The following is a 19,989-nucleotide window of genomic DNA, read 5'->3' on the forward strand; positions in this document are numbered from 1 at the left end:
CTCTTAATGAACAATATGGTACAATAGAAGAGAAAAAGAATTGTTTGAACGGAAAAAGGAGCACACAACCTCTATGAATACACGCGATGAACTTATACAAGATGTGGTTTCAACTATGCGAAACCAAACAAAAAAAATGCAGATGTCTGTTATTCCCACTTTAAAATCATATATTCCTTTAAATGAATTTTTAGCGCTTCACCTGCTGTATAAAGAAGGCGAGCATATTGTTTCTGAGATTGCAGAGCATATGCACATCTCAAACAGCAGCATGACGTGCATCAGCGACCGGCTGATGGAGCGAGAATTCGTCACGCGCGTACGCAGTCAAAAAGACCGCCGCGTTGTCTACTTATCGGTTACAGATAAAGGAAAAGCGTTTGCAGAAGAAATGGAAAAAGTACTCACCAAAGAATATGGTGAAAAGCTTGGACATTTTACGGATGAAGAATTACAGATGTTTCTTCGCTTGTTAAATAAAATGGATGTTTGATAAAAAACAGATGCCCGCTGCGTAGCAGGCATCTGTTTTTTATTTTTGTGCTTTGTTATTTACTTTTAAATTAAAGGTGTCCGAGGTTAAGTCCTTTGACCAGTCTTTTTCGTGATCACTTACATACGGAACGAACTGAAGCATAGTCACTTCTTTATCATTCCGATACTCCTCGTCCATTTCTAGCACTGTATTTGTTCCTCCTCCGCTTCCGCTTTCAAACAGGTCTCTTCCATTTGACCTTTAACATTAACACCGATTTGTGCCCCAGTTTGCGCATTTCCTTTTGATGCTGTAAACGTATAGTGCAGTTTAATCGGAATTTCTTTATTTAACGGATACACTTTAGTATCAGCTATAATTTTAGAGCCGTTTACGCTGGTGTGTATGGTCCAATTGCCTTTAATTTCTCCGTAAGAATCCCGGTGGTCCCCGCTTTTAGGATGAGCTGGATTCTTTTTAAACTCGAGGCTTGTGAACTGAGCGTTAATTTGATAGTTTTGTTTGGATCTATATGATCTAGCACGTTGTAGCCATGAACATCGATTTTCCCGTCTCCGTCCGTGTCTGCTTGCGTTAATTTTAATGCGTACAAATAGCTCCAGCTTCCGTCTTTGTTTTTGATGATTTCATTTGTAATGCTTGAAGCTGAATCAAAAAACGACATCTTGCCAATTTTCACGCGCAGCTCTCCCAGTCGAATTGGCGGGTCACGGTTAAGACCTAGTGCGGTTCTTCTAAATTCATCTGCGCCAATCGTTAGCCCAAGCAGCACCTGCCCGTCGTCAAGCTTTTTTCGTCCATGTGACAGCCGGTTATATAAATTGCTGATGCTTGTCTGCTGCTTTTGAGCAATTTGTTTTAGCTCAACTTCTTGTAAGCAATACGCTTTAAACAGCTCGCGATCTCCTTCATTTAAGTGACACAGTAGTTCTTCCACGTCGTTTGCTTGAACGTTATGAACTCCTTCTACTTCACTACTTTCCGCTTCGCGCTGCGTTTTTATGTATTTGCGCTGGTAGTCAATCGCTTTGTACTTCGCAACAGCCGCCACCCAATTTTCAAACGTATTTTTCTCCGAATCAAAGCGATGAATATGATGCCAAACCGCTATTAACACGTCGTTTACACATTCTTCTTCATAGCTTTTCAGCGTGCCTAAATACTTGCGTATAATAGACGTGATTAACCCTCCGTACTGATCAATTAACAGCTCCAGCCCTTTTTCTTTTTTACGCAATATACACGTAACAATCCAGTCATCTTCCATGGTATTGCCCCTTTCCGCTTGCTTTTACATCTATTAATACGCATTTTTTGCAAAACCTACCAATATTTCTAAATTAAACTAAAAATAAGCTTCTTCACGACTCTTCTCATTGGTAAAATAAGCTAAGACCTTTGAAGGAGGCCGCTATGATTACCTATCCTTTTCTTGCATCCCCCCCTACTATTGGCGTAACGGCACCGTCTTCTGGTATACCCGAACCTCTTCATTCCATGTTTTCTTTATCGTGTGAACGGATGGAGGAAAAAGGCTTTTCGAGAAAAATATATTCCTTCAGAACCGGTCATTTGGTACTTCGACAACTGAGAGCTGACAACTGCTGACCTTCGCCGTTCACTCCTTCATCTCAAGCTAGCGGGCTGGTTTGACAACTGTTCGGGTATTTTATTCGGAAGAAGCAGCGCTAATGAATCCGTTGATTTCTATAGTGCTGAAGATGTGTATCATGACCTTGCCTCTGACTTACATATTCCTGTTGTTTATGATATCGACTGCGCGCACCTCCCTCCTCAGCTCACGCTTATTAACGGCGCATATGCCCGTGTTAACGTAGAGGAGAATAAAGGCACCATCGTCCAATACTTTACGTAAAAAATGAGGTCGTGACAAAAGTAGTTTCGTTGAAGGAAAATCCGAACGAGCTTGATTCTTGATGGAGAATCAAACTCGTTCGGATTTTTTCACGCTAATGGTGAACGTAGATTTTATGTATATATTTATTTCTGGAGGGCAAGCCGAAGACTACTGCGTGAAAAGCTGCATAGGTGAGACCCCGCAGGAGCGGACGCGACGAGGAGGCTCACCGGCCGCCCGCGGAAAGCGAAGTCTTGCACGGAAATCAACCGCGGTTCATTTCGTTATGCCTCATTATGCCTCAATCTTGTTTTACATATCTGTTATCAGTAATATAAGCGTCCCGAATAAGAAAAAAGTTGCACCAAACCACGAGTGGTAGTGCTCTTTTTGATTTCTTTCAAACTTCCATTCTTCAAACCCTCCAAGCACATATAGGAGAAACAAGAAAAGAAACATAAAAAAGGAGGTGTAAGCTGGAGGTATGACAAAGACCAAAACTAAAAACGAAGCAAGCATCACTATTTCGATTGTAATAAAAAGCGGACGCCTTCCTTTAAAACTTCTCTAATAGCTTTTTTTAACGTTTGTATTTAGCTTTTTTCGTAGGCAAAAGTCCAGAAAGATATAAACAGCTGCCAGAATCAGCAAATACACAAGTGTCATTTCCATTTCTCCTTCCGACCAAAATATCCTTATAATTCCATTTTCGAGAACTTTCCACAAATTTCAAGGTTATAAAAAATCTTTATACAACTTATTGGTGCAAGCATTCATATATTCAAAAATCGCTAATATATTGACTAATGTACAGGTTAAATTCTCTGTATAAACTCATCTAGAGGGGGACATCACGTTATGAGAATAAAAGAAGTGAAGCGAGGTGCACTCGCAGCGCTGAAAAACCGCTGGGGATTTGCCGTACTGCTTACGTTCGTTACGTACCTAATTGCTGCCGGTATTCCAGCACTTATTGACCTTTTGATCAACGGATTTCCAAGCGGGTCCGAAGCCGAATACTCGCAGTCTACCTTGTCAAATATTGTATCTCTGCTGCTCGTACCGCTCTTCTTTTCTTACTACTGGGTACTGCTGCGTTTAGTGAGAGGAGAAAGCGTCCGTGTAGGAAATGTGTTTGATTCGTTTTCATCTGCAAGATTATATTTTAGAACACTCGGGCTTTACTTGCTAACCATTATTTATACCGTATTATGGAGTATTTTATTAATCATTCCAGGCATCATCAAAAGTCTTGCGTATTCACAGGCTTACTACGTATTCCGCGATAACCCAAATTATTCGGTCAACCAGTCTATTACTGAAAGCAGACGATTAATGAACGGCTATAAATGGACCTACTTTTTACTCCTTTTAAGCTTTATTGGGTGGGGAATTTTAAGCTTGATTACGCTTGGCATCGGGTTATTATGGCTTGTTCCGTATGTAACGACTTCGCTTGGCGTGTTTTATGAAAAACTAAAAGCAAATGAAGGAGAAGTTGCTGAATAAACGAAAAACCGTATTCGAGTTGCGAATACGGTTTTTTTATTTAGGTTTGATATTCTCTTCATATACATTAGTTGAAATTTGTACCCTGTTATTCGTTTAATGAAACAGTAAACTATATTACTATCGAACTATACCCACTAGAAACAGCAGTTAAATAGCCGCTGTTTTTTAATTTCCCCTCCTTTTTTAACGTAAAAATAGAAAAATTCCATACAACTTACATATTTTCTAATAAATCTATGAATCTCCTAAACATTTCTACCTAGACAAATTGTCAGAATTATTACAGAGAGGGTGACAATTCTACTTATATCGCCCTTTAATATTAAAACTATGTTACAAAATGTCGTAATTTGGAATTAGATGTTTACTTTTCCTGTCAGGATTGATAGACTCACAGTTGTGAATAAAACAAGTTATGGAAAGGGAGAAAGAACATGCTAAAGAAAGCAAATCGTACAGTTATGAATATGGGGTTAGCAGCATTACTTGTTCCCGCTGCCCTAACATTTAGCACAACTTCAGCAAGTGCAAATGACGGAGGCGCTGCACCAGCACCCGTACAAGAAAAGGTAACGCCAACAAGCGTACCTCAACAACAAGCAACAACCACTACTAATCAAAAAGTCATCGTAAACGTAAGTGCGTTAAATATTCGTCAAGGAGCTAGCTTTTCATCTCCAGTGGTTGGAACTGCAACACAAGGCCAAGAGTTTGCTATTTTAAAAGAAGCAAACGGCTTAGTTGAAATCGCACCAAACAAATGGATTTCAAAAAGCTCAAGCTATGTAACAATTGCATCAGGTAAGCCAAACACAACAAGCCAAGTAAAAGGTGTAAGCACATCAACTCCTTCTACTTCTACAGCAGCTGCGTCTACATCTGCAGCACAAGAAACAAGCACACCAGCACCGGCGCCAACAACAAGCACGGCTTCTGGAAGCACAGTAAGTGTTGCACGTAGTTTAGTAGGATCACCTTACCAATGGGCAGGAAACACACCAAGCGGTTTTGACTGCTCAGGCTTTATCGCGTACGTGTTCAACCATAGCGGTCACAGCATTTCACGTACTAGCGTAGCAAGCTACTGGAACATGGCGACAAAAATTTCGTCTCCACAACCAGGCGATCTAGTATTCTTCCAAAACACATATACAAGCGGTCCATCTCACATGGGAATCTACATCGGAAACGGCCAAATGATTCATGCTGGTTCACACGGTGTAGCTGTAGCTGACTTAAATGTTTCTTACTATCAAGATCATTTCTTAGGATACGGACGTTTCTAAGAAAAAAATGCCCTCTAATCGTTAGAACGTATCTAACGATTAGAGGGCATTTACTTTTTATCACTGCGCTGCTGAAGGCGCCTTTTCAATGCGCGTTTGAAATTTATGCTTCCAGTCCTCGGCAAGCTCAGCCACTTCTAAGGCCCGCTTCATCCCTTCTACATCTTTTGAGCGATGGAAATATAAATCAAGCGTGAACCAAACGGATACTTGGTTTGGATGAGCTTGAATCAATTTCACTTCCGTGTCCTGCGTGATGGTACCTTCTTGCAGCACGCGGCAAAGATAGCCGGTATAGCTTGTTTCAATCATTCGTTTTAAAAGCCCTTTAACGCCCGTTCGCTTTGTAATCGTGTCACATGGATTTCGTCCTTGCGTAACTTGAATAACGGCGTCTCCCACTTGGTAAATGTCTCCAATGCATACCTCTTTTTCAACCATGCCTGCGACAACCAGATTTTCTCCAAACGCAGACATCGGCAGCTCCATATCAAACTCTTCGTTCCATTTTTTATAGTGCTCATACGGATACACGCAGACCGCACGATCCGGTCCGCCGTGATACTTTAAGTTCGCTACGCCGTCACCTTGAAACCCTTCTTTTGCTAAAAAGGTTTCGTCTACTTGTTTCTTGCATATGCCTGTGCGCATTTCTTTATCCGGACTATATGCCATTTGTTCAGGCATGCCGGTTGCTAAATGAATAATTTTACGTTGATTCATTCATTCCTCTCCCTTCCCCGTTTTCCCTTACTAATTACGTCATATTTTACCACATTTTAAAGATGAACCTCTTATTTTTCGTGTATTCCACTAAAATCTTGGCAATATCATGAAAGTTTAAAAAATATTTCACAATTATATTAAAAATATCTTCATTTCCTCTTTTTCTTTTGTTCAAAATGATTTAAGATAGTAGAAGCTGTCGAAATATAAGTTATTATGTCAGATCTGCATGTTTTTTTACATAATAGCACATAGTAAATATTATTTTACAATTACGTCATTTTTTTAAAATGGCCTAAAAAATTTTGCCCATTTTTACTAATACTAGCGTGAAAGTCCTGATTTTCATATAAAATAGAGGCCGATTTACATAGTCATTTCTATGCACGTCCCTCTTTTATAAATATAGAGTACATGTAAGGAGAAAAGTAAATGTCAATTTTAATGGGAATTATCGGAATTGTAATTGTCTTAGCAGTTGCTTTCCTAATGTCAAACGACAAGAAACTTATCAACTACAAAGGTATCGCAGTTATGCTTGTCATTCAGCTCGCCATCTCTGCTTTTATGATGAATACATCAATTGGTCGCAAGGTGCTTGACTTTATTACGAGTGTATTTACAAAGATCTTATCATTTGGTAACGACGGAATTTCGTTCGTGTTTGGAGATCTTGCAGGAAAAGGCATTTTCTTTATCCAAACGTTAGTTATGATTGTATTCGTTTCAGCATTATTAAGTATTTTAAACTACTCTCGTATTTTACCCCTTGGGATTAAATATATCGGAGGACTTGTTTCAAAAATTACCGGACTTCCCCAAATTGAAAGCTTCACAGCTGTGAATGCGATGATTTTTGGTGATACAACGGCGTTAATCGCGGTTAAAAATCACATTGCAGGCTTAACGCCAAACCGCTTATTTATCGTCACAACAACATCTTTAGTATCCGTTTCTTGTTCGATTCTAGGGGCGTACATGCAGATGATTCCGGCTGAATACGTATTAATTGCCCTTCCGCTAAACGTATTCTCTGGTTTGATTGTTTCTTCTATTGTTGCACCTGTAAAAGTGGAAGATGAAAACGAAGTCGATATCAAAGCGCCTGCTAAGCAAGGTACGCTGTTTGAAGCAATCGGTGACGGAGCACTAGACGGCGGACGCGTTGCGTTAATCGTAGCAGCTATGCTTGTGACGTACGTTGGTCTTTTAGCATTAGTGAACTACGTATTAAACGGCATAATCGGATTAACCGTTCAAGATATTTTAGGCTATATCTTCTACCCAATTGCCTTTATCATGGGTATTCCGGCAGATGAATTAATGAGAGCCGGCGGCGTTATGGGAACAAAAGTAGTAGCAAACGAATTCGTTGCCATGCTTGACTTCCAAAAAATGATGCCTCACCTTTCTGAAAAAACAATTGGTATCGTATCAGCTTACTTAATTTCATTTGCGAACTTCAGCTCAATCGGGATTGTCCTTGGTACCATCCAAGCAATCAATGGCGAACAAGCTTCACGCGTTGCAAAGTTCGGCTTAAAAATGCTGTTAGTCGCAACAATGGGCTCTATTTTAACAGGTATTATGGTTGGATTGTTTATTTAAGGAGAAAGCACTCACTTTGGTGAGTGCTTTTTTTGTGTTTTGGGTGGTTGTTTTGGATAAAAAGCTGCATAGTAAACAAAAGAACCCTTAGCTGAATCCTGAATCTGCCCCTACTGCCGCAAGGGTTCTTTTTGTATTTGATTCTTATAAGAGATATTATTTTAACTAAGAGTGTGTACTATATACAGCCCAAAATAGAAAAACCTATCGCACCCAAGGTAGCTTTTTATTTTGCCATCTTTTAATCTGGACAAAATATAAGATTATAGGGTATTTTATATTTCCACATGTTTCATCTTTTATCGAATATATGTAGAAACCACACACATCAGAAAAGCTCCCATTAATGAGAGCTTTTCTGATGTCTTTATTTTTTCTTCCCATCCTCTATACATAAAAATGGGGGGAAATAAAAAAAGCCTAAGTAAAACGGCTTTTTTATTCTAAGAGTAAATTATTGTTCTGTTAGTTCAGATATAGAAACACTTTGCTTATTATTTGGTTCATCCAGGTTATGAATTGTAGCTACTCCATTTTGTTGGTCTACATGCTCAATGTAAATACTTTTCCCATTATATATTACTTTGGCCATGTCCATTGAATCGGCAATTTCTTGTGCTCTTTGTGCATCCACCTTTATCTAGCCTCCTTTTTATTTATGACAGTGACAGTATTTGTTTTTAATTAATTTTTATACATCTAATTCCTCTATATAAAATCAATTTTAATTTTTTAAATGAGACATTAAGTAGTAAAGGAAATTTTGATAAATGAATAAAATTTATTAAAGGATTTGCAAAACTTTTAGTGTAGTATATAAAGCATAAAGCAGGCGGTATTCAATGTCTCCAACTAGTTTATTTAATACAAACGAATTTCAGCATAATTTATATAAATTATGTTGATTTTCATGGTGATCCTATATGGTGTTATGAGTGTGGCGAAAATCTTGAGATAGAACCCTTTCCCTTGTCCAAAAGTCTTCAACAAGAACTTGAAGAATCGCAAAATAGTTATGGTGAGTGGATCGATCTTTGTACAGGTTCCCTTAAAGAAAATGGACTAGATATAAAGAGAAAGCATAACGGGAAGGGATTATAATTATTTAAATAAAAAGGCCGTTGAGGAAGAGTTGTTTCATTATTTTTGTTCCTTCAGAATCAGGAAAATGATATTTAGAACATGAAGAAGAATAAAAATCAGAAACATAGTAGTGAGGCTTGTTTTTTGTTGTGGTAAAATCTATAATTTCATAAAATCATTGTGTCATTTACTGATGAGTTGATTAAAGGGAGAGCGGTTACATGAATAAAATCAGAGTTTACACCTTGGTAGATGGAAGTGAGCGAACCATCAAAATAAAAAAAAGAATGACATTAAGAGAAGAGATGAATATCTTAGGGATAAGAGAGTCAGATATATTACATATAAAATTAATTTCAGAGGATAAAAATAAAAGGTTAGATACATGGACTAAAACACTTAATAGTAGTGGATTTTATCGTATATAGTTCAAATTGAAAAAGAACAATGTAAGCCAGGAAAAAGACCCTTTTATCTTACATATGAAAATAACGTTGAAAATATTTTATTTGTAAAAGATCCATTTATTATTTACCTTGTAGTCAAACAATTTATTTTGCTACTTGAAATAATGCCTCTTTATTAGATATAGAATCGAGAAAATAATTTACCAGTCGGTTAGTAAGTTAATCATTACTTACTAAAAAAGCTATCTCCTTCATTATTTGAGATAGCTTTTTATTTTATTATTCAGTGTAATCTTCTTCTGGAATCTTAATTAAAATGGCAATAGCTATTGTTGTCAAAAATATAACCCCTAAAGTTATCAATAAACTCGTACTCATGTGCCTCATCTACCCTTCTATCTTCATCCCTATGATTCCATTTTAGCAGAGGAAATTAGCTAATAAAACTGGAAATGATAGCGTTTTATTAAAAATTTTATACATGTTAAAATAATTTAGTTGTTTTAACTGAACCAATGTATTCAATTTTTCGCTTGAGTAGAGCAAGCTGCCACTTTCCTATTTTGAGGTAGCCCTTTTTTAATCGTAACAACATAAAATCTTTGTTTTGGATATATTCCTTCCTATCCTCGGTTTACATTCGTTATTCACGAATCCGTTCAATCTCTTCTTCTGTAAGCTCCGTTAATTCAGATATTGTTTGGTTATCCATACCTTTTTCTAGCATTCTTAACGCTACTCTCTTAACAGCTCTTTTTCCCCCTTGTTTTTCAGCTTTTTTTAATGTCAATTTTTCATCTACTTGGAATTCCTGGTTTACTTCATAAGTCATTAACATTTCTGGGTCCTGAGTTACACGTGCCCATTCATTCATCGCATTTTTCAAAGTTTGATCTTTCTCCATTACAACTTCCTCCAAAAATGAGTAAAATCTTCATCTCTTGACACATTAAAAAACAGTAACTGTTTTACTAATTATGTGTCCTTTTCACAATACTATTCTCGCTTATTCCAACATCAAAATACTCCCATAAAGTTTGTCTGTCCATCCTAAAACTGAAAAAGTAAAATTACTGCATTAGGTGAGGAGTAGGCAGTAATGTAAAATGTGCTCAGTTGTTTATATGCTGGGGTTAGCCTAGTGGTAAATAGGGCTTTGATTCAAAAGCAACTAACAAATTATTTATTTAATTTATATGTTTTTTTCTTGTAGTTGTACATATTAAAAACAATACTAGATGAAAGCGAGATGAGATAAGTAATGTCAGAACAAGGGATACAGAAAAAGAATCAGACAAGAGAGCAAATAGAGAAGCAAGATAAAAGAAATGATGTTGAATTAGGTAATGAATTTCAAATTGGCAACACAAGTTCCCAGAGCCAGAAAAAAAGTGGACGTCAAGTAAATAAAAAGTAAGTTCAATCTTTCGAGGATAATAAGAAACCTCAGTTCAAATTTATGACTTGAACTGAGATTTCTTTTATAGAGTGAGGAAGACTTATGTGCAAAAGAGGCACCAAGCTAAAGAGAATTTGGGTTCTATTATGAAAACAGAATTAAAATAAAAAAGAAAGTACACCACATTAGATAATCGTTAAGTAATGAGGAAATATTTTTTGAATCCCCCTGTCTAAAATCAAGGCAAATTCATTCATCAACTATTTGGATTAGCTTCATAAAGTTGAATATTAATGGGATATTATATACTTGTTTCAAACAACTGCAATATGTGCATCAAATTTATAAATAGAGTCCTTTAATATAAATAGACGCGATATTCTTAGCAATCTGTTCTACAGGGTGCTCATATTCATTACGAACAATTTCCCAAAGGTACATTTCATTAGTAAAAAACCAACCTCTTGCTACTAGCTCGTTATGTAATTCTTTACGTGCTAATCCATTGCGTTGCGCATAGGCAATGTCTTGTGAAATTCGTTGAATAAACTTTTCACGAATGTCCTTCCATTTCTCTGAAACGAGAGGAGAAATGCCAATAGCCTGCTCAAACACTTGCAACATTTTCCGTTCATCCTCAGCCATTTTTAAAAACTCATTTGTTTGTTTATGAATCATTTCTTCTGCTTCATTTATAGATGCGGGTAAAAATTCAGCCTCGGCAATTTCATAAAATTTCTCCATAACATTCTCCATTAATACGACTAAAAAGTCTTCTTTTCCTTCGAAATGAACATATGCAGTACCATACCCAACCCTTGCCCTTTTTATTATTTGAGTGATAGTTGCTTTGTGAAAACCTTCTTGTATAAACACTTCTCTTGCAGCTTCTAATAATTTTTGTCGAGTCTTTATTGAACGTAAATGTCGTTTATCTGCAATTTTATTTTCATTCATTAAGGTTCAGTCCTCCCTATCCGTTTTAATCTCTAGGATATAGAAGTTTTCACAAAACTAAAAGAAATTAAGAGAATTTATTACAAAAATTATTTTTTAAATTTTCAAAATTATATTATTGACACTGTGTCATATTCTTTGTTACGATTCTTCTAGGATACATATTAAGTAATGCAGAGGAGGAAAATTATGCAATTAAATACCTTTAAACCCACATTAGAGTATGCAAAACAGTTAGATCAAGAAGACTCACTTTCAAGTTTTCGGGATGAATTTTATTTAAAGCCTCATTCAATATATATGGATGGAAACTCATTGGGACTTCTTTCTAAAAGAGCTGAACACAGACTTATAGAAGTTTTAAATGATTGGAAAGAACAAGGAATCGATGGATGGACTCAGGGGAAACACCCATGGTTTTCTTTGTCCGAAAAATTAGGTGAAATGAGCGCGCCATTAGTTGGGGCTTCCAGTGAAGAAGTCATTATAACTGGTTCGACAACTGTTAATCTTCATCAGCTTGTAGCTACTTTCTACAACCCAAAAGGAACACGCACAAAGATCTTAGCTGATGAATTGACCTTTCCATCTGATATTTATGCGCTTCAAAGTCAGCTGCGAATCCATGGATACAGCCCAGATACTCATCTTATACGTGTAAAAAGCCGCGATGGTCGTTTTTTGGAAGAAGATGATATTATTGAGGCTATGACGGATGAGATTGCTTTAATTATCTTACCAACTGTACTCTATCGTAGTGGCCAAATATTAGATATGGAACGATTGACGGCTGAAGCACACAAACGTGGAATTTTGATTGGATTTGATGGTTGCCACTCTATTGGTGCGATTCCTCACTCATTTAGTAAATGGGATGTTGACTTTGCATATTGGTGTAATTATAAGCACTTAAACGGTGGACCTGGCTGTGTAGGCGGTTTATATGTAAATAAAAAACATTTTGGAACAGCACCTGGTTTAGCAGGCTGGTTTAGTTCAAAAAAAGAAAAGCAGTTTGATATGGAGCACACATTAACACCTGCTGATTCAGCCGGTGCTTATCAAATTGGAACACCCCATGTTTTAAGTCTTGCGCCTTTAATTGGATCGCTAGAAATTTTCACTGAGGCTGGTATAAGTAATATTCGAGTTAAATCTCTTAAAATCAATCATTATTTAATGTATTTATTAGAAGAAGAGCTGAGTGGCTTCAATTTTACCCTTGGAAGCCCTAAAGACGATAAAAGGCGTGGAGGCCACGTAAGTCTTGAACATAAGGAAGCAGCGCGCATTTGTAAAGCATTAAAAGAGAATGGTATCATTCCAGATTTTCGTGCTCCAAATATTATTCGTCTTGCTCCTGTTGCCCTTTACACTTCTTATACAGAAGTCTGGGAAGTAGTACAAACTCTAAAGAAAATTATGAATGATAAAGAGTATGAAAAATTTAAAAATGAACGTGAAGTAGTGGCATAAAACCTAAACTGCTTGTTTTTTTAGCAATAAAGTAAGCGCTTTCTAAATTTTGAGTGGGCTATTTATAAAACGTAAAAATATTTAGATATGCAACCAAAACATTATTTTGAAACTATGAGGGAGATGAAATATGAAAACCCACAATACTCAATTGCCAAACAAGGATGAAGCAGAAAAGGGATTAAAACGAAATTTAAAAACAAGTCAATTGACAATGATTTCAATGGGCTGTGCAATTGGCACTGGACTATTCTTAGGCAGTGGACTTGCGATTCAAACAGCTGGACCTAGTGTATTGGTTAGTTATGCCTTAGGAGCTTTTGTTGTATTACTTTTAATGGGGTGTTTGGCAGAAATGACTGTTGCTCACCCTACTTCTGGATCGTTTGGAACGATTTCTGAAAAATATGTACACCCCATGGCAGGTTTTTTGGTTCGCTATTCATATTGGATAGCCAACGTTCTCGCTGTGGGAGTAGAAGTAAGTGCAATAGCCGTGTATATGAAGTACTGGTTTCCAAGCGTTCCGGGTATTGTCTGGATTTTAGTGTTTGCTACTATACTAATCTATGTAAATGCAACTAGTGTTAATACGTTTGCTACTTTTGAGTATTGGTTTTCTATGATAAAAATTAGTGCAATTGTGGGCTTTATTCTTTTAGGGTCCTATGTTCTATTTGGAACAGATACACGTCCTAATATGGGTACAGGTAATTTTGTAAATGATGGTGGATTCCTTCCTTTCGGGTGGTGGGGAATGTGGGTATCTGTCTTTATTTCCCTCTTTAGTTTCTTAGGAACAGAAATGATTGCAGTTACAGCAGGAGAAGCAAAAGAGCCTGATATAGCCGTTCCGAAGGCTTTAAAAGCAACTGTGTTTCGTTTAACTACTTTTTACGTTTTGACTATAGGCATCATGTTAATGATTGTTCCGTGGAAGTTAGCTCAAGTTGATAAAAGTCCATTTGTGAAAGTAATGGAAATTCTGAATATCCCGGCTGCCTCTGGAATCATGAATTTTATTATTTTAACGGCTGCTTTATCAGCTATGAATAGTCAGTTATATGCTTCAACACGTATGATGTTCTCACTCTCTCAAAGTAAACATGCACCAACTTTTTTAGGGAGACTAAGCAAGAAAGGTGTACCGCTACGGGCCCTTGCTGTATCAACGTTGGGAATCTTTCTTGCTGCAGCAGTTAATGGATTGCTCCCCAACTCTTCGTATGCCTTTATGATGGGCATTTCAATGTTTGGAGCTATGTTCACATGGCTTATGATATTTGTTTCTCACCTATACTTTCGAAAAAAATGGGAGAAATCAGGTGGAAGGAAATTACCAGTAAAAATGCTTGGGTTCCCATATTTAACGATTTTAGGAGCTATCTTATTACTCGGTTTGATGATTACAACTTGGTTTACAGATTTTAAAATTATGCTTCAGTTTGGAATTCCTTGGTTAGCATTCTTATCAATTGTTTACTTTATTTCTAAGAGAAAAAAAGTTAACCCTCACTTTGTAGAAGATATGACTAATAGCAACTTGAAAGAGGAATTAGAGGAATTACGTTAACGCTCGTCATTAAAAAATTGTTTTACATAAAAATAAGGGGGATACAAAATGAAAACGACAAATAACAAGGAACCAAATGCAATTGAACTAGAGAAAGAACTTCAAACGGACTTTCAGAGAGCTATGTCGTATGGAGATTACCTGCACCTTGATAAAATATTATCTAGTCAGCATAGACTTTCTAATCACCATGATGAAATGCTGTTTATTGTCATCCATCAAGCTAGTGAACTATGGATGAAATTAATTCTACATGAGGTAACAGCTGCTATTCAGTGCATTCGTGCTAATAACCTGGAACCTTCTTTTAAAATGTTATCACGTGTTTCAAGAATTCAGCAGCAATTAATTCAATCTTGGAGTGTTCTCTCTACATTAACACCAGCAGAGTACATGGAATTTAGGGATAAATTAGGTCAATCTTCTGGATTTCAATCTTATCAGAATCGCCTAATAGAATTTGCTCTAGGAAATAAAAATGTTCATACACTATCTGTTTACCAACATGATACAGATTTGTATAACCAAATGCAAACGGCTCTTCATGAGCCTAGTATCTATGATGCTGCTATTAATGCTCTTATGAAACGCGGATTGCCTATAGATCAAGAAATCTTACAAAGAGATTGTTCACAGCCTTATGAACCGAATGCCAGTGTAGAGGATGCGTGGCTAACTGTATATCGGAATGTAGATCAGTATTGGGACTTATACGAATTAGCAGAAAAATTAGTCGATATTGGAAATCAACAACAAATGTGGCGATTTAGTCATATGAGTACAGTAGAAAGAATTATTGGGAACAAACAAGGTACAGGGGGATCTTCTGGAGTGAATTACTTAAAGAGAGCTCTGGATCAGCACTTCTTCCCAGAATTATGGAGCCTGCGAACTAAGTTATAAATATTCTATAAAAAGATAGAGAGGTAGTAAAAATGAGCAGATGGATTGATATTTCACAACCTCTAGACGAAAAAATAGCAGGATGGCCTGGTGATACTCCCTTTTCTTATGAAGTGAGTTGGAGTAAAGAAGAGACCGGTTCCGTAAATGTTGGAAAAATAACAATGAGTATACATACCGGTACTCATATCGATGCACCTTTTCATTTCGATAATAATGGAAAAAAGGTTATAGATTTAGACTTAGATTTATATATTGGACGTACAAAAGTTGTCTATATCCCAGCTAATAAGAGCATTGGAATAAATGAATTGTCAGATATTGATTTAAAAGGTGTTACACGCTTATTGATTCGAACAGAAGCGTGGCAAGACCGAGGTGTTTTCCCTGAAACCATCCCTTATATTGAACCAAACTTAGCTCCTTACCTTGCTAAGCTTGGAATTCGCCTACTAGGAATTGATTTACCTTCAGTAGATCCACTGGACAGTAAAGAACTAGCTGCTCACCATGAACTTGCATACCACGAAATTCATATTTTAGAAGGTGTTATACTCGATAAAATCCCTTCAGGAGACTATGAACTAATAGCAATTCCCCTTCCTTTAGTTGAAGCTGATGGGAGTCCTGTGCGCGCATTGCTAAAAAAAATCAACTAACTTAAATCGACTATTGAAAGGACGAATCTTTTTCCTTAGATAGTTTCCGATGTATACAAAAAAGAGTGGTATATAAACATACCACTCTTTTATTATAGCTAATCAAATTTTTTTAACTCATTTTTTATTAACCTTATCTATATCTATTTCTTTTTTCGATACTCCTGCAATCCCCCAGTGTGAAGATGGGACCTCGTTGACAATGATCCTTACTCTCTCCTTTTCAACGTGAAGACTGTTGGAAATTGCTTCGGTTACTTCTAATAACATGTTTTTAATATCTTTTTCTTCTCTTCCTTCCAGAAGGTGAACTTGTACAATCGGCATACTATCGCCTTCCCTTAATGTTTTCTATATAACAAAAGGTCTTTATTTCTATTTTAAAAACAAAATAATTATTAAAAAATTCTAGTTAGCTGCAACTGAATGATACACTTCCTAAATTAGCAAACTGTGCATGAATACTATCCCCTGCCCTAAAAGAAATTGCTTCAGATACTGCCCCAGTTAATACGATATCTCCTTTTCTCAATCCTTCTTTATGTTCACCTAGTTTATTAACCGCCCAGGCGACAGCTTTAGCGGGGTGTCCTAGCACGGCAGCACCTGCCCCTACCGTAGCAACCTCTCCGTTTTTAGACATCACCATTCCGATATTAGCTAGATTCACTTGGTCAGGCTTTATCCAATTGCTCCCTACAATGAAACGTGAAGACGAACAGTTGTCAGCTACTACATCAGGAAGAGTAAATTTAAAATCCAAGTAACGACTGTCGATAATTTCAAGAGCTGGTGCCACATATTTTACTGCTTTTAAAACATCTTCTTCAGTTAGATTGGTTCCACAGAGGTCTTCCCCCATTAGAAAAGCAATTTCAGGCTCAGCTTTTGGATGGATCAGTTGATTAAATACTATTGGTTCCCATTCAAGTCCTAGCATGTCGTTTGTTAGGTATCCATAAATCGCTTCATGTACCCCCATCATTTCCTGCTTAGCTTTACTTGTTAAACCAAGTTTTACACCTACTCGTTTTACACCGTCTTGTACTTTTCGTTCAATCAATTGTTTTTGCAAGGTGTAAGCGTCATCAATTGTCAAATCAGGATAGCGTTCCGTCACTCTTGTTACTTCATACCCTTCTCTTTCTGCAGATAGAAGATAGTCAACAATTTCTAAATTTCCACTTTTCGTTAAAGGCATTATCACATTTCCACCTTTCTTTGAGCTAACTCAGCAGCCACGTCTAGAATCATATCTTCTTGCCCGCCGACTACTTTTCTTTTACCAAGTTCAAGTAGAATATCACGTGAATCCAAATTAAAACGCTTTGCAGCATGCTCTGCATGAAGTAAGAAACTGGAATACACGCCTGCATAACCCATTGCGAGGCTGCCCTTTCGAATCTCTTGAGAGCCCGGCAGAATAGGTCCTACTACTTCTTCAGCCAGGTCCATTATTTTATACAGATCAATACCTACATCTATTCCTAAACGGTTTAACACGGCTATTAGTGCTTCAGTTTGAGTATTACCTGCTCCGGCCCCTAAACAACGAACACTTCCGTCTATTCTCGTGGCGCCTTCTTCAATAGCAACAAGCGTATTTGCAATAGCTAACGAAAGGTTATTATGAGCATGAAAACCCACTTCAACTTGAAGAGACTGACGGAGTGCTCTAACACGTTCACGAACTTCATGAGGCAAAAGGGCTCCTGCTGAATCAGTTATGTAAACCCCTTGTGCACCATACCTTTCCATTAACTTTGCTTGCTCCACAAGCTTTTCTACGGGCGCTGAATGGGCCATCATTAGAAAACTAAAAGTTTCCATCCCTAGTTTCCGAGCATATTCAATGTGCTGAGCAGAAACATCTGCTTCCGTCACATGTGTAGCTACTCGAACCAAGCCTGCCCCAAGGCTATTTGCTTGCCTTAGCTCATGTACTGTTCCAATTCCCGGAATTAAAAGAACAGCAACGGTGGCTTGTTTAGCTTCTTCTACCGCAGCCTCGATTAATTTCATTTCGTCAACAAGGGACTTTCCGTATTGTAGAGTCGAGCCTCCTAACCCATCCCCATGACTGACCTCTATATAGTGCATCCCTGCATCATCCAGCGCTCTCGTTACACTTTTTACTTGGGCTTCAGTGAATTGATGTTTGACTACGTGACTCCCATCTCTGAGGCTGACCTCTGTAATCTTAATAGGCTTATCACTATTACGTTTCATTCGTCATAGCCCTCTCTTTCTTTATTCCTCCATATAAGCTTTCTTCGAGTTTATAGCGAGCATAATCTTCTGCAACCTTCGCTGCAGCAGCCGTCATAATATCTAAGTTACCGGCATAAGAAGGAAAATAATCTCCAGCTCCAGTTACCTCTAAAAAGACTGTTACTTGATTATTATCAAATAATGGTTCTTGCTTTAAATTATAGCCTGGTACATATTCTTGTACCTTCTTGACCATATCCTTGATAGCCTTGTGAATAGCTTCTTTATCCATATTTTTCACTTTACAATAAATTGTATCGCGCATTAAGATAGGTGGATCAGCTGGATTTAAGAGAATAATAGCTTTTCCGCAGTCTGCTCCTCCTACTTTTTCGATAGCTTTCCTTGTGGTAACAGTAAACTCGTCAATATTTGCTCGTGTTCCTGGCCCAGCACTTAGGCTAGAAATAGTAGCCACAATTTCCCCATATGTTACATCTGCCACTTGATTGATTGCATAAATAATAGGGATAGTCGCTTGGCCACCGCACGTAATCATGTTTACATTTTCTGATTCAAGATTTTCTCCAAGATTGACAGGAGGACACACAAAAGGTCCTTTAGCAGCAGGAGTTAAGTCGATAACCATTTTCCCTAAGTCCTTTAAAACCGTTGCATGTCTAACGTGAGCCTGGGCTGATGTCGCATCAAAAACAATTTCCGCCAGGTCTGGATTTTCAGTAAGAGCTTTTATTCCATTGCTATATGTTTTATATCCTTCTTCTCTCGCTTTCTTTAAACCATCCGACTCCGGATCAATTCCGAGAACAGCTGTTAACTCAATAAATTCGCTACGATGAAGCTTATACATCAAATCTGTTCCGATATTTCCTGAGCCAATAATGGCTGCTTTTACTTTCTCCAACCCTCTTCACCTTCTTTTCGATATTATTCAAAACGTACAGATACTGAACCAAGAGAGCCAAATTCTGCTTTTACTACATCCCCACTCGTGACTTGTACTGCTGCAGATAGAGCGCCTGGTAAGATTAATTCGCCCGCTTTTAGACAAATATCGAAATCAGATAGCTTATTTGCTAGCCATGCAACCGCATGTGCTGGATGTCCAAGGGCAGCTGCTCCAGCTCCTGTTGCAACAAGCTCTTTATTTTTGTAGAGGATCATACTAGTTGTACGTAAATCGGCCTGCTCAATTGTGGAATATTTATTCCCTACTACTACTTTGGCAGAGGAGCCATTGTCTGCAACTGTATCCACTAATTTGATTTTCCAATCGGCAATACGACTATCAATTACTTCAATGGTCGGCACCACGTACTTTGTTGCCATTAAGACATCTAAGTAGGTAACGTTTGGCCCTTTTAAATCTTCCTCTAGAATAAATCCAATTTCCGCTTCAATTTTTGGAGCCACCATTGAATTAATGTTAATTGTTTCATTATCAGTTACCTTCATATCATCAAATAAGTGTCCATAATCAGGCTCACTAACTCCTAACATATCTTGCATTGCTTTACTTGTTAGACCAACTTTTTTACCAATAATTTTTTTTCCTTCTTCCAGCTTTCTTTTTACAATCTCTAATTGAATATAATAAGAATCAGTTACTGATAAGGAAGCATGTCGTTCTGTAATGGGAGAAATTGGCTGATTAGTCTTTTCTGCTTCTAAAAGTTCTTCTGCAAGCTCACTAACGAGTGTACGCATCCGTTAACCACCTCTTTTTTTGATACAACATAACTCAACAGGAGAAAGAAGTAAGTTATGTGTTTAAACTAAAGTTCTATACATATAAAAGAATGATGAAACTCTTT

At 37.3% G+C, this 19,989-nt stretch carries 24 protein-coding genes and 1 pseudogene; 12 read left to right on the forward strand and 13 right to left on the reverse strand.

The features are described 5' to 3' along the window. Positions 1–73: 73 nt before the first annotated feature. Positions 74–493 (forward strand): MarR family winged helix-turn-helix transcriptional regulator, encoded by a 420-nt coding sequence (locus ACLHDF_RS01960; RefSeq protein WP_413917359.1) that lies wholly within the window; start codon positions 74–76, stop codon positions 491–493. A 39-nt stretch (positions 494–532) separates the two neighbouring features. On the opposite strand, the gene ACLHDF_RS01965 is transcribed toward ACLHDF_RS01960, so the two are convergent. Genes ACLHDF_RS01965 through ACLHDF_RS01975 form a run of 3 tightly spaced genes read right to left on the reverse strand, consistent with a single transcriptional unit; the run spans position 533 to position 1,763 of the window. Beyond that, on the reverse strand, positions 533–682 hold the full coding sequence (locus ACLHDF_RS01965) for a hypothetical protein (RefSeq protein ID WP_413917360.1): 150 nt from the start codon (positions 680–682) through the stop codon (positions 533–535). Further along, positions 676–837: a hypothetical protein gene (locus tag ACLHDF_RS01970; RefSeq protein WP_413917361.1), complete on the reverse strand. Its 162-nt coding sequence runs from the start codon at positions 835–837 to the stop codon at positions 676–678. Before ACLHDF_RS01970 ends, ACLHDF_RS01965 begins: the two co-directional genes overlap by 7 nt. Before the next feature lie 29 nt (positions 838–866). Beyond that, a complete protein-coding gene (locus ACLHDF_RS01975; RefSeq protein ID WP_413917362.1) occupies positions 867–1,763 on the reverse strand; it encodes a sigma-70 family RNA polymerase sigma factor in 897 nt (298 codons plus the stop codon). A gap of 264 nt (positions 1,764–2,027) precedes the next feature. Between ACLHDF_RS01975 and ACLHDF_RS01980 the strand changes: the two are divergent. Then, positions 2,028–2,372, forward strand: a pseudogene (locus tag ACLHDF_RS01980) (LD-carboxypeptidase); the annotation flags it as partial. Between the two features lie 61 nt (positions 2,373–2,433). Beyond that, positions 2,434–2,736 (forward strand): hypothetical protein, encoded by a 303-nt coding sequence (locus tag ACLHDF_RS01985; RefSeq protein WP_413917363.1) that lies wholly within the window; start codon positions 2,434–2,436, stop codon positions 2,734–2,736. Here ACLHDF_RS01985 and ACLHDF_RS01990 read toward each other — a convergent pair. Continuing rightward, positions 2,667–2,873, reverse strand: a complete 207-nt coding sequence (locus tag ACLHDF_RS01990) for a DUF4181 domain-containing protein (RefSeq protein ID WP_413917364.1) — start codon at positions 2,871–2,873, stop codon at positions 2,667–2,669. The genes ACLHDF_RS01985 and ACLHDF_RS01990 overlap by 70 nt on opposite strands. A 339-nt stretch (positions 2,874–3,212) precedes the next feature. Between ACLHDF_RS01990 and ACLHDF_RS01995 the strand changes: the two genes are divergently transcribed. Beyond that, complete coding sequence (locus ACLHDF_RS01995) at positions 3,213–3,863, forward strand: DUF975 family protein (RefSeq protein WP_413917365.1); 651 nt, start codon at positions 3,213–3,215, stop codon at positions 3,861–3,863. A gap of 437 nt (positions 3,864–4,300) precedes the next feature. Next, positions 4,301–5,152: a C40 family peptidase gene (locus ACLHDF_RS02000; RefSeq protein ID WP_413917366.1), complete on the forward strand. Its 852-nt coding sequence runs from the start codon at positions 4,301–4,303 to the stop codon at positions 5,150–5,152. Between the two features lie 60 nt (positions 5,153–5,212). Here the strand turns inward: ACLHDF_RS02000 and ACLHDF_RS02005 are convergent, their stop codons facing one another. Beyond that, the gene (locus ACLHDF_RS02005; RefSeq protein WP_413917367.1) at positions 5,213–5,875 is read right to left on the reverse strand and encodes an MOSC domain-containing protein; all 663 of its coding nucleotides are present in this window, start codon (positions 5,873–5,875) and stop codon (positions 5,213–5,215) included. A gap of 435 nt (positions 5,876–6,310) precedes the next feature. Between ACLHDF_RS02005 and ACLHDF_RS02010 the strand changes: the two genes are divergently transcribed. Beyond that, the gene (locus ACLHDF_RS02010; protein WP_413917368.1) at positions 6,311–7,486 is read left to right on the forward strand and encodes a NupC/NupG family nucleoside CNT transporter; all 1,176 of its coding nucleotides are present in this window, start codon (positions 6,311–6,313) and stop codon (positions 7,484–7,486) included. Between the two features lie 454 nt (positions 7,487–7,940). Here the strand turns inward: ACLHDF_RS02010 and ACLHDF_RS02015 are convergent, their stop codons facing one another. Continuing rightward, on the reverse strand, positions 7,941–8,120 hold the full coding sequence (locus ACLHDF_RS02015; RefSeq protein WP_413917369.1) for a small acid-soluble spore protein H: 180 nt from the start codon (positions 8,118–8,120) through the stop codon (positions 7,941–7,943). Between the two features lie 670 nt (positions 8,121–8,790). Between ACLHDF_RS02015 and ACLHDF_RS02020 the strand changes: the two genes are divergently transcribed. Then, positions 8,791–8,997, forward strand: a complete 207-nt coding sequence (locus ACLHDF_RS02020; RefSeq protein WP_413917370.1) for a hypothetical protein — start codon at positions 8,791–8,793, stop codon at positions 8,995–8,997. 622 nt (positions 8,998–9,619) lie between these two features. Here ACLHDF_RS02020 and ACLHDF_RS02025 read toward each other — a convergent pair. Then, a complete protein-coding gene (locus ACLHDF_RS02025) occupies positions 9,620–9,880 on the reverse strand; it encodes a hypothetical protein (protein WP_413917371.1) in 261 nt (86 codons plus the stop codon). A gap of 357 nt (positions 9,881–10,237) precedes the next feature. On the opposite strand from ACLHDF_RS02025, the gene ACLHDF_RS02030 reads away from it, so the two are divergent. After that, positions 10,238–10,393 (forward strand): hypothetical protein, encoded by a 156-nt coding sequence (locus tag ACLHDF_RS02030; protein ID WP_413917372.1) that lies wholly within the window; start codon positions 10,238–10,240, stop codon positions 10,391–10,393. 324 nt (positions 10,394–10,717) lie between these two features. Here the strand turns inward: ACLHDF_RS02030 and ACLHDF_RS02035 are convergent, their stop codons facing one another. After that, positions 10,718–11,332 (reverse strand): TetR/AcrR family transcriptional regulator, encoded by a 615-nt coding sequence (locus ACLHDF_RS02035; RefSeq protein WP_413917373.1) that lies wholly within the window; start codon positions 11,330–11,332, stop codon positions 10,718–10,720. A gap of 189 nt (positions 11,333–11,521) precedes the next feature. Between ACLHDF_RS02035 and kynU the strand changes: the two genes are divergently transcribed. The 4 genes from kynU to kynB all read left to right on the forward strand — a co-directional run bounded on the left by kynU (position 11,522) and on the right by kynB (position 15,943). Continuing rightward, positions 11,522–12,808, forward strand: a complete 1,287-nt coding sequence (kynU, locus tag ACLHDF_RS02040; RefSeq protein WP_413917374.1) for a kynureninase — start codon at positions 11,522–11,524, stop codon at positions 12,806–12,808. A 130-nt stretch (positions 12,809–12,938) separates the two neighbouring features. Continuing rightward, a complete protein-coding gene (locus ACLHDF_RS02045; protein ID WP_413917375.1) occupies positions 12,939–14,381 on the forward strand; it encodes an amino acid permease in 1,443 nt (480 codons plus the stop codon). Positions 14,382–14,429: 48 nt separating this feature from the next. Further along, entirely contained in the window at positions 14,430–15,284 is an 855-nt protein-coding gene (kynA, locus tag ACLHDF_RS02050; RefSeq protein WP_413917376.1) for a tryptophan 2,3-dioxygenase, read from the forward strand. Positions 15,285–15,316: 32 nt separating this feature from the next. After that, positions 15,317–15,943, forward strand: a complete 627-nt coding sequence (gene kynB / locus ACLHDF_RS02055) for an arylformamidase (protein WP_413917377.1) — start codon at positions 15,317–15,319, stop codon at positions 15,941–15,943. A 117-nt stretch (positions 15,944–16,060) separates the two neighbouring features. Here the strand turns inward: kynB and ACLHDF_RS02060 are convergent, their stop codons facing one another. From ACLHDF_RS02060 to ACLHDF_RS02080, 5 genes are all read right to left on the reverse strand, one after another. After that, positions 16,061–16,270 (reverse strand): 4-oxalocrotonate tautomerase, encoded by a 210-nt coding sequence (locus ACLHDF_RS02060; RefSeq protein ID WP_413917378.1) that lies wholly within the window; start codon positions 16,268–16,270, stop codon positions 16,061–16,063. 85 nt (positions 16,271–16,355) lie between these two features. After that, a complete protein-coding gene (locus ACLHDF_RS02065) occupies positions 16,356–17,144 on the reverse strand; it encodes a 2-keto-4-pentenoate hydratase (protein WP_413917379.1) in 789 nt (262 codons plus the stop codon). Positions 17,145–17,146: 2 nt separating this feature from the next. Then, a complete protein-coding gene (gene dmpG / locus ACLHDF_RS02070) occupies positions 17,147–18,172 on the reverse strand; it encodes a 4-hydroxy-2-oxovalerate aldolase (RefSeq protein WP_413917380.1) in 1,026 nt (341 codons plus the stop codon). Next, a complete protein-coding gene (locus ACLHDF_RS02075; protein WP_413917381.1) occupies positions 18,162–19,079 on the reverse strand; it encodes an acetaldehyde dehydrogenase (acetylating) in 918 nt (305 codons plus the stop codon). Before ACLHDF_RS02075 ends, dmpG begins: the two co-directional genes overlap by 11 nt. Before the next feature lie 23 nt (positions 19,080–19,102). Beyond that, positions 19,103–19,882 (reverse strand): 2-keto-4-pentenoate hydratase, encoded by a 780-nt coding sequence (locus tag ACLHDF_RS02080; RefSeq protein WP_413917382.1) that lies wholly within the window; start codon positions 19,880–19,882, stop codon positions 19,103–19,105. Positions 19,883–19,989: the final 107 nt, after the last annotated feature.

Source organism: Priestia megaterium, from assembly GCF_046599315.1.
Taxonomy (GTDB): domain Bacteria; phylum Bacillota; class Bacilli; order Bacillales; family Bacillaceae_H; genus Priestia; species Priestia megaterium_F.

Excerpts from the sequence above, each read along its gene's own strand:
- ACLHDF_RS01990 (WP_413917364.1), bottom strand. The coding sequence starts at position 2,873 with ATGCTTGCTTCGTTTTTAGTTTTGGTCTTTGTCATACCTCCAGCTTAC.
- ACLHDF_RS02065 (WP_413917379.1), bottom strand. The coding sequence starts at position 17,144 with ATGCCTTTAACGAAAAGTGGAAATTTAGAAATTGTTGACTATCTTCTA.
- kynB (WP_413917377.1), top strand. The coding sequence starts at position 15,317 with ATGAGCAGATGGATTGATATTTCACAACCTCTAGACGAAAAAATAGCA.
- kynA (WP_413917376.1), top strand. The coding sequence starts at position 14,430 with ATGAAAACGACAAATAACAAGGAACCAAATGCAATTGAACTAGAGAAA.
- ACLHDF_RS02035 (WP_413917373.1), bottom strand. The coding sequence starts at position 11,332 with ATGAATGAAAATAAAATTGCAGATAAACGACATTTACGTTCAATAAAG.
- ACLHDF_RS02005 (WP_413917367.1), bottom strand. The coding sequence starts at position 5,875 with ATGAATCAACGTAAAATTATTCATTTAGCAACCGGCATGCCTGAACAA.
- ACLHDF_RS02045 (WP_413917375.1), top strand. The coding sequence starts at position 12,939 with ATGAAAACCCACAATACTCAATTGCCAAACAAGGATGAAGCAGAAAAG.
- ACLHDF_RS01995 (WP_413917365.1), top strand. The coding sequence starts at position 3,213 with ATGAGAATAAAAGAAGTGAAGCGAGGTGCACTCGCAGCGCTGAAAAAC.
- ACLHDF_RS02060 (WP_413917378.1), bottom strand. The coding sequence starts at position 16,270 with ATGCCGATTGTACAAGTTCACCTTCTGGAAGGAAGAGAAGAAAAAGAT.
- ACLHDF_RS01975 (WP_413917362.1), bottom strand. The coding sequence starts at position 1,763 with ATGGAAGATGACTGGATTGTTACGTGTATATTGCGTAAAAAAGAAAAA.
- ACLHDF_RS01960 (WP_413917359.1), top strand. The coding sequence starts at position 74 with ATGAATACACGCGATGAACTTATACAAGATGTGGTTTCAACTATGCGA.
- ACLHDF_RS02020 (WP_413917370.1), top strand. The coding sequence starts at position 8,791 with ATGAATAAAATCAGAGTTTACACCTTGGTAGATGGAAGTGAGCGAACC.
- ACLHDF_RS02030 (WP_413917372.1), top strand. The coding sequence starts at position 10,238 with ATGTCAGAACAAGGGATACAGAAAAAGAATCAGACAAGAGAGCAAATA.
- dmpG (WP_413917380.1), bottom strand. The coding sequence starts at position 18,172 with ATGAAACGTAATAGTGATAAGCCTATTAAGATTACAGAGGTCAGCCTC.
- ACLHDF_RS01985 (WP_413917363.1), top strand. The coding sequence starts at position 2,434 with ATGGAGAATCAAACTCGTTCGGATTTTTTCACGCTAATGGTGAACGTA.
- ACLHDF_RS02000 (WP_413917366.1), top strand. The coding sequence starts at position 4,301 with ATGCTAAAGAAAGCAAATCGTACAGTTATGAATATGGGGTTAGCAGCA.
- kynU (WP_413917374.1), top strand. The coding sequence starts at position 11,522 with ATGCAATTAAATACCTTTAAACCCACATTAGAGTATGCAAAACAGTTA.
- ACLHDF_RS02010 (WP_413917368.1), top strand. The coding sequence starts at position 6,311 with ATGTCAATTTTAATGGGAATTATCGGAATTGTAATTGTCTTAGCAGTT.
- ACLHDF_RS02080 (WP_413917382.1), bottom strand. The coding sequence starts at position 19,882 with ATGCGTACACTCGTTAGTGAGCTTGCAGAAGAACTTTTAGAAGCAGAA.
- ACLHDF_RS02025 (WP_413917371.1), bottom strand. The coding sequence starts at position 9,880 with ATGGAGAAAGATCAAACTTTGAAAAATGCGATGAATGAATGGGCACGT.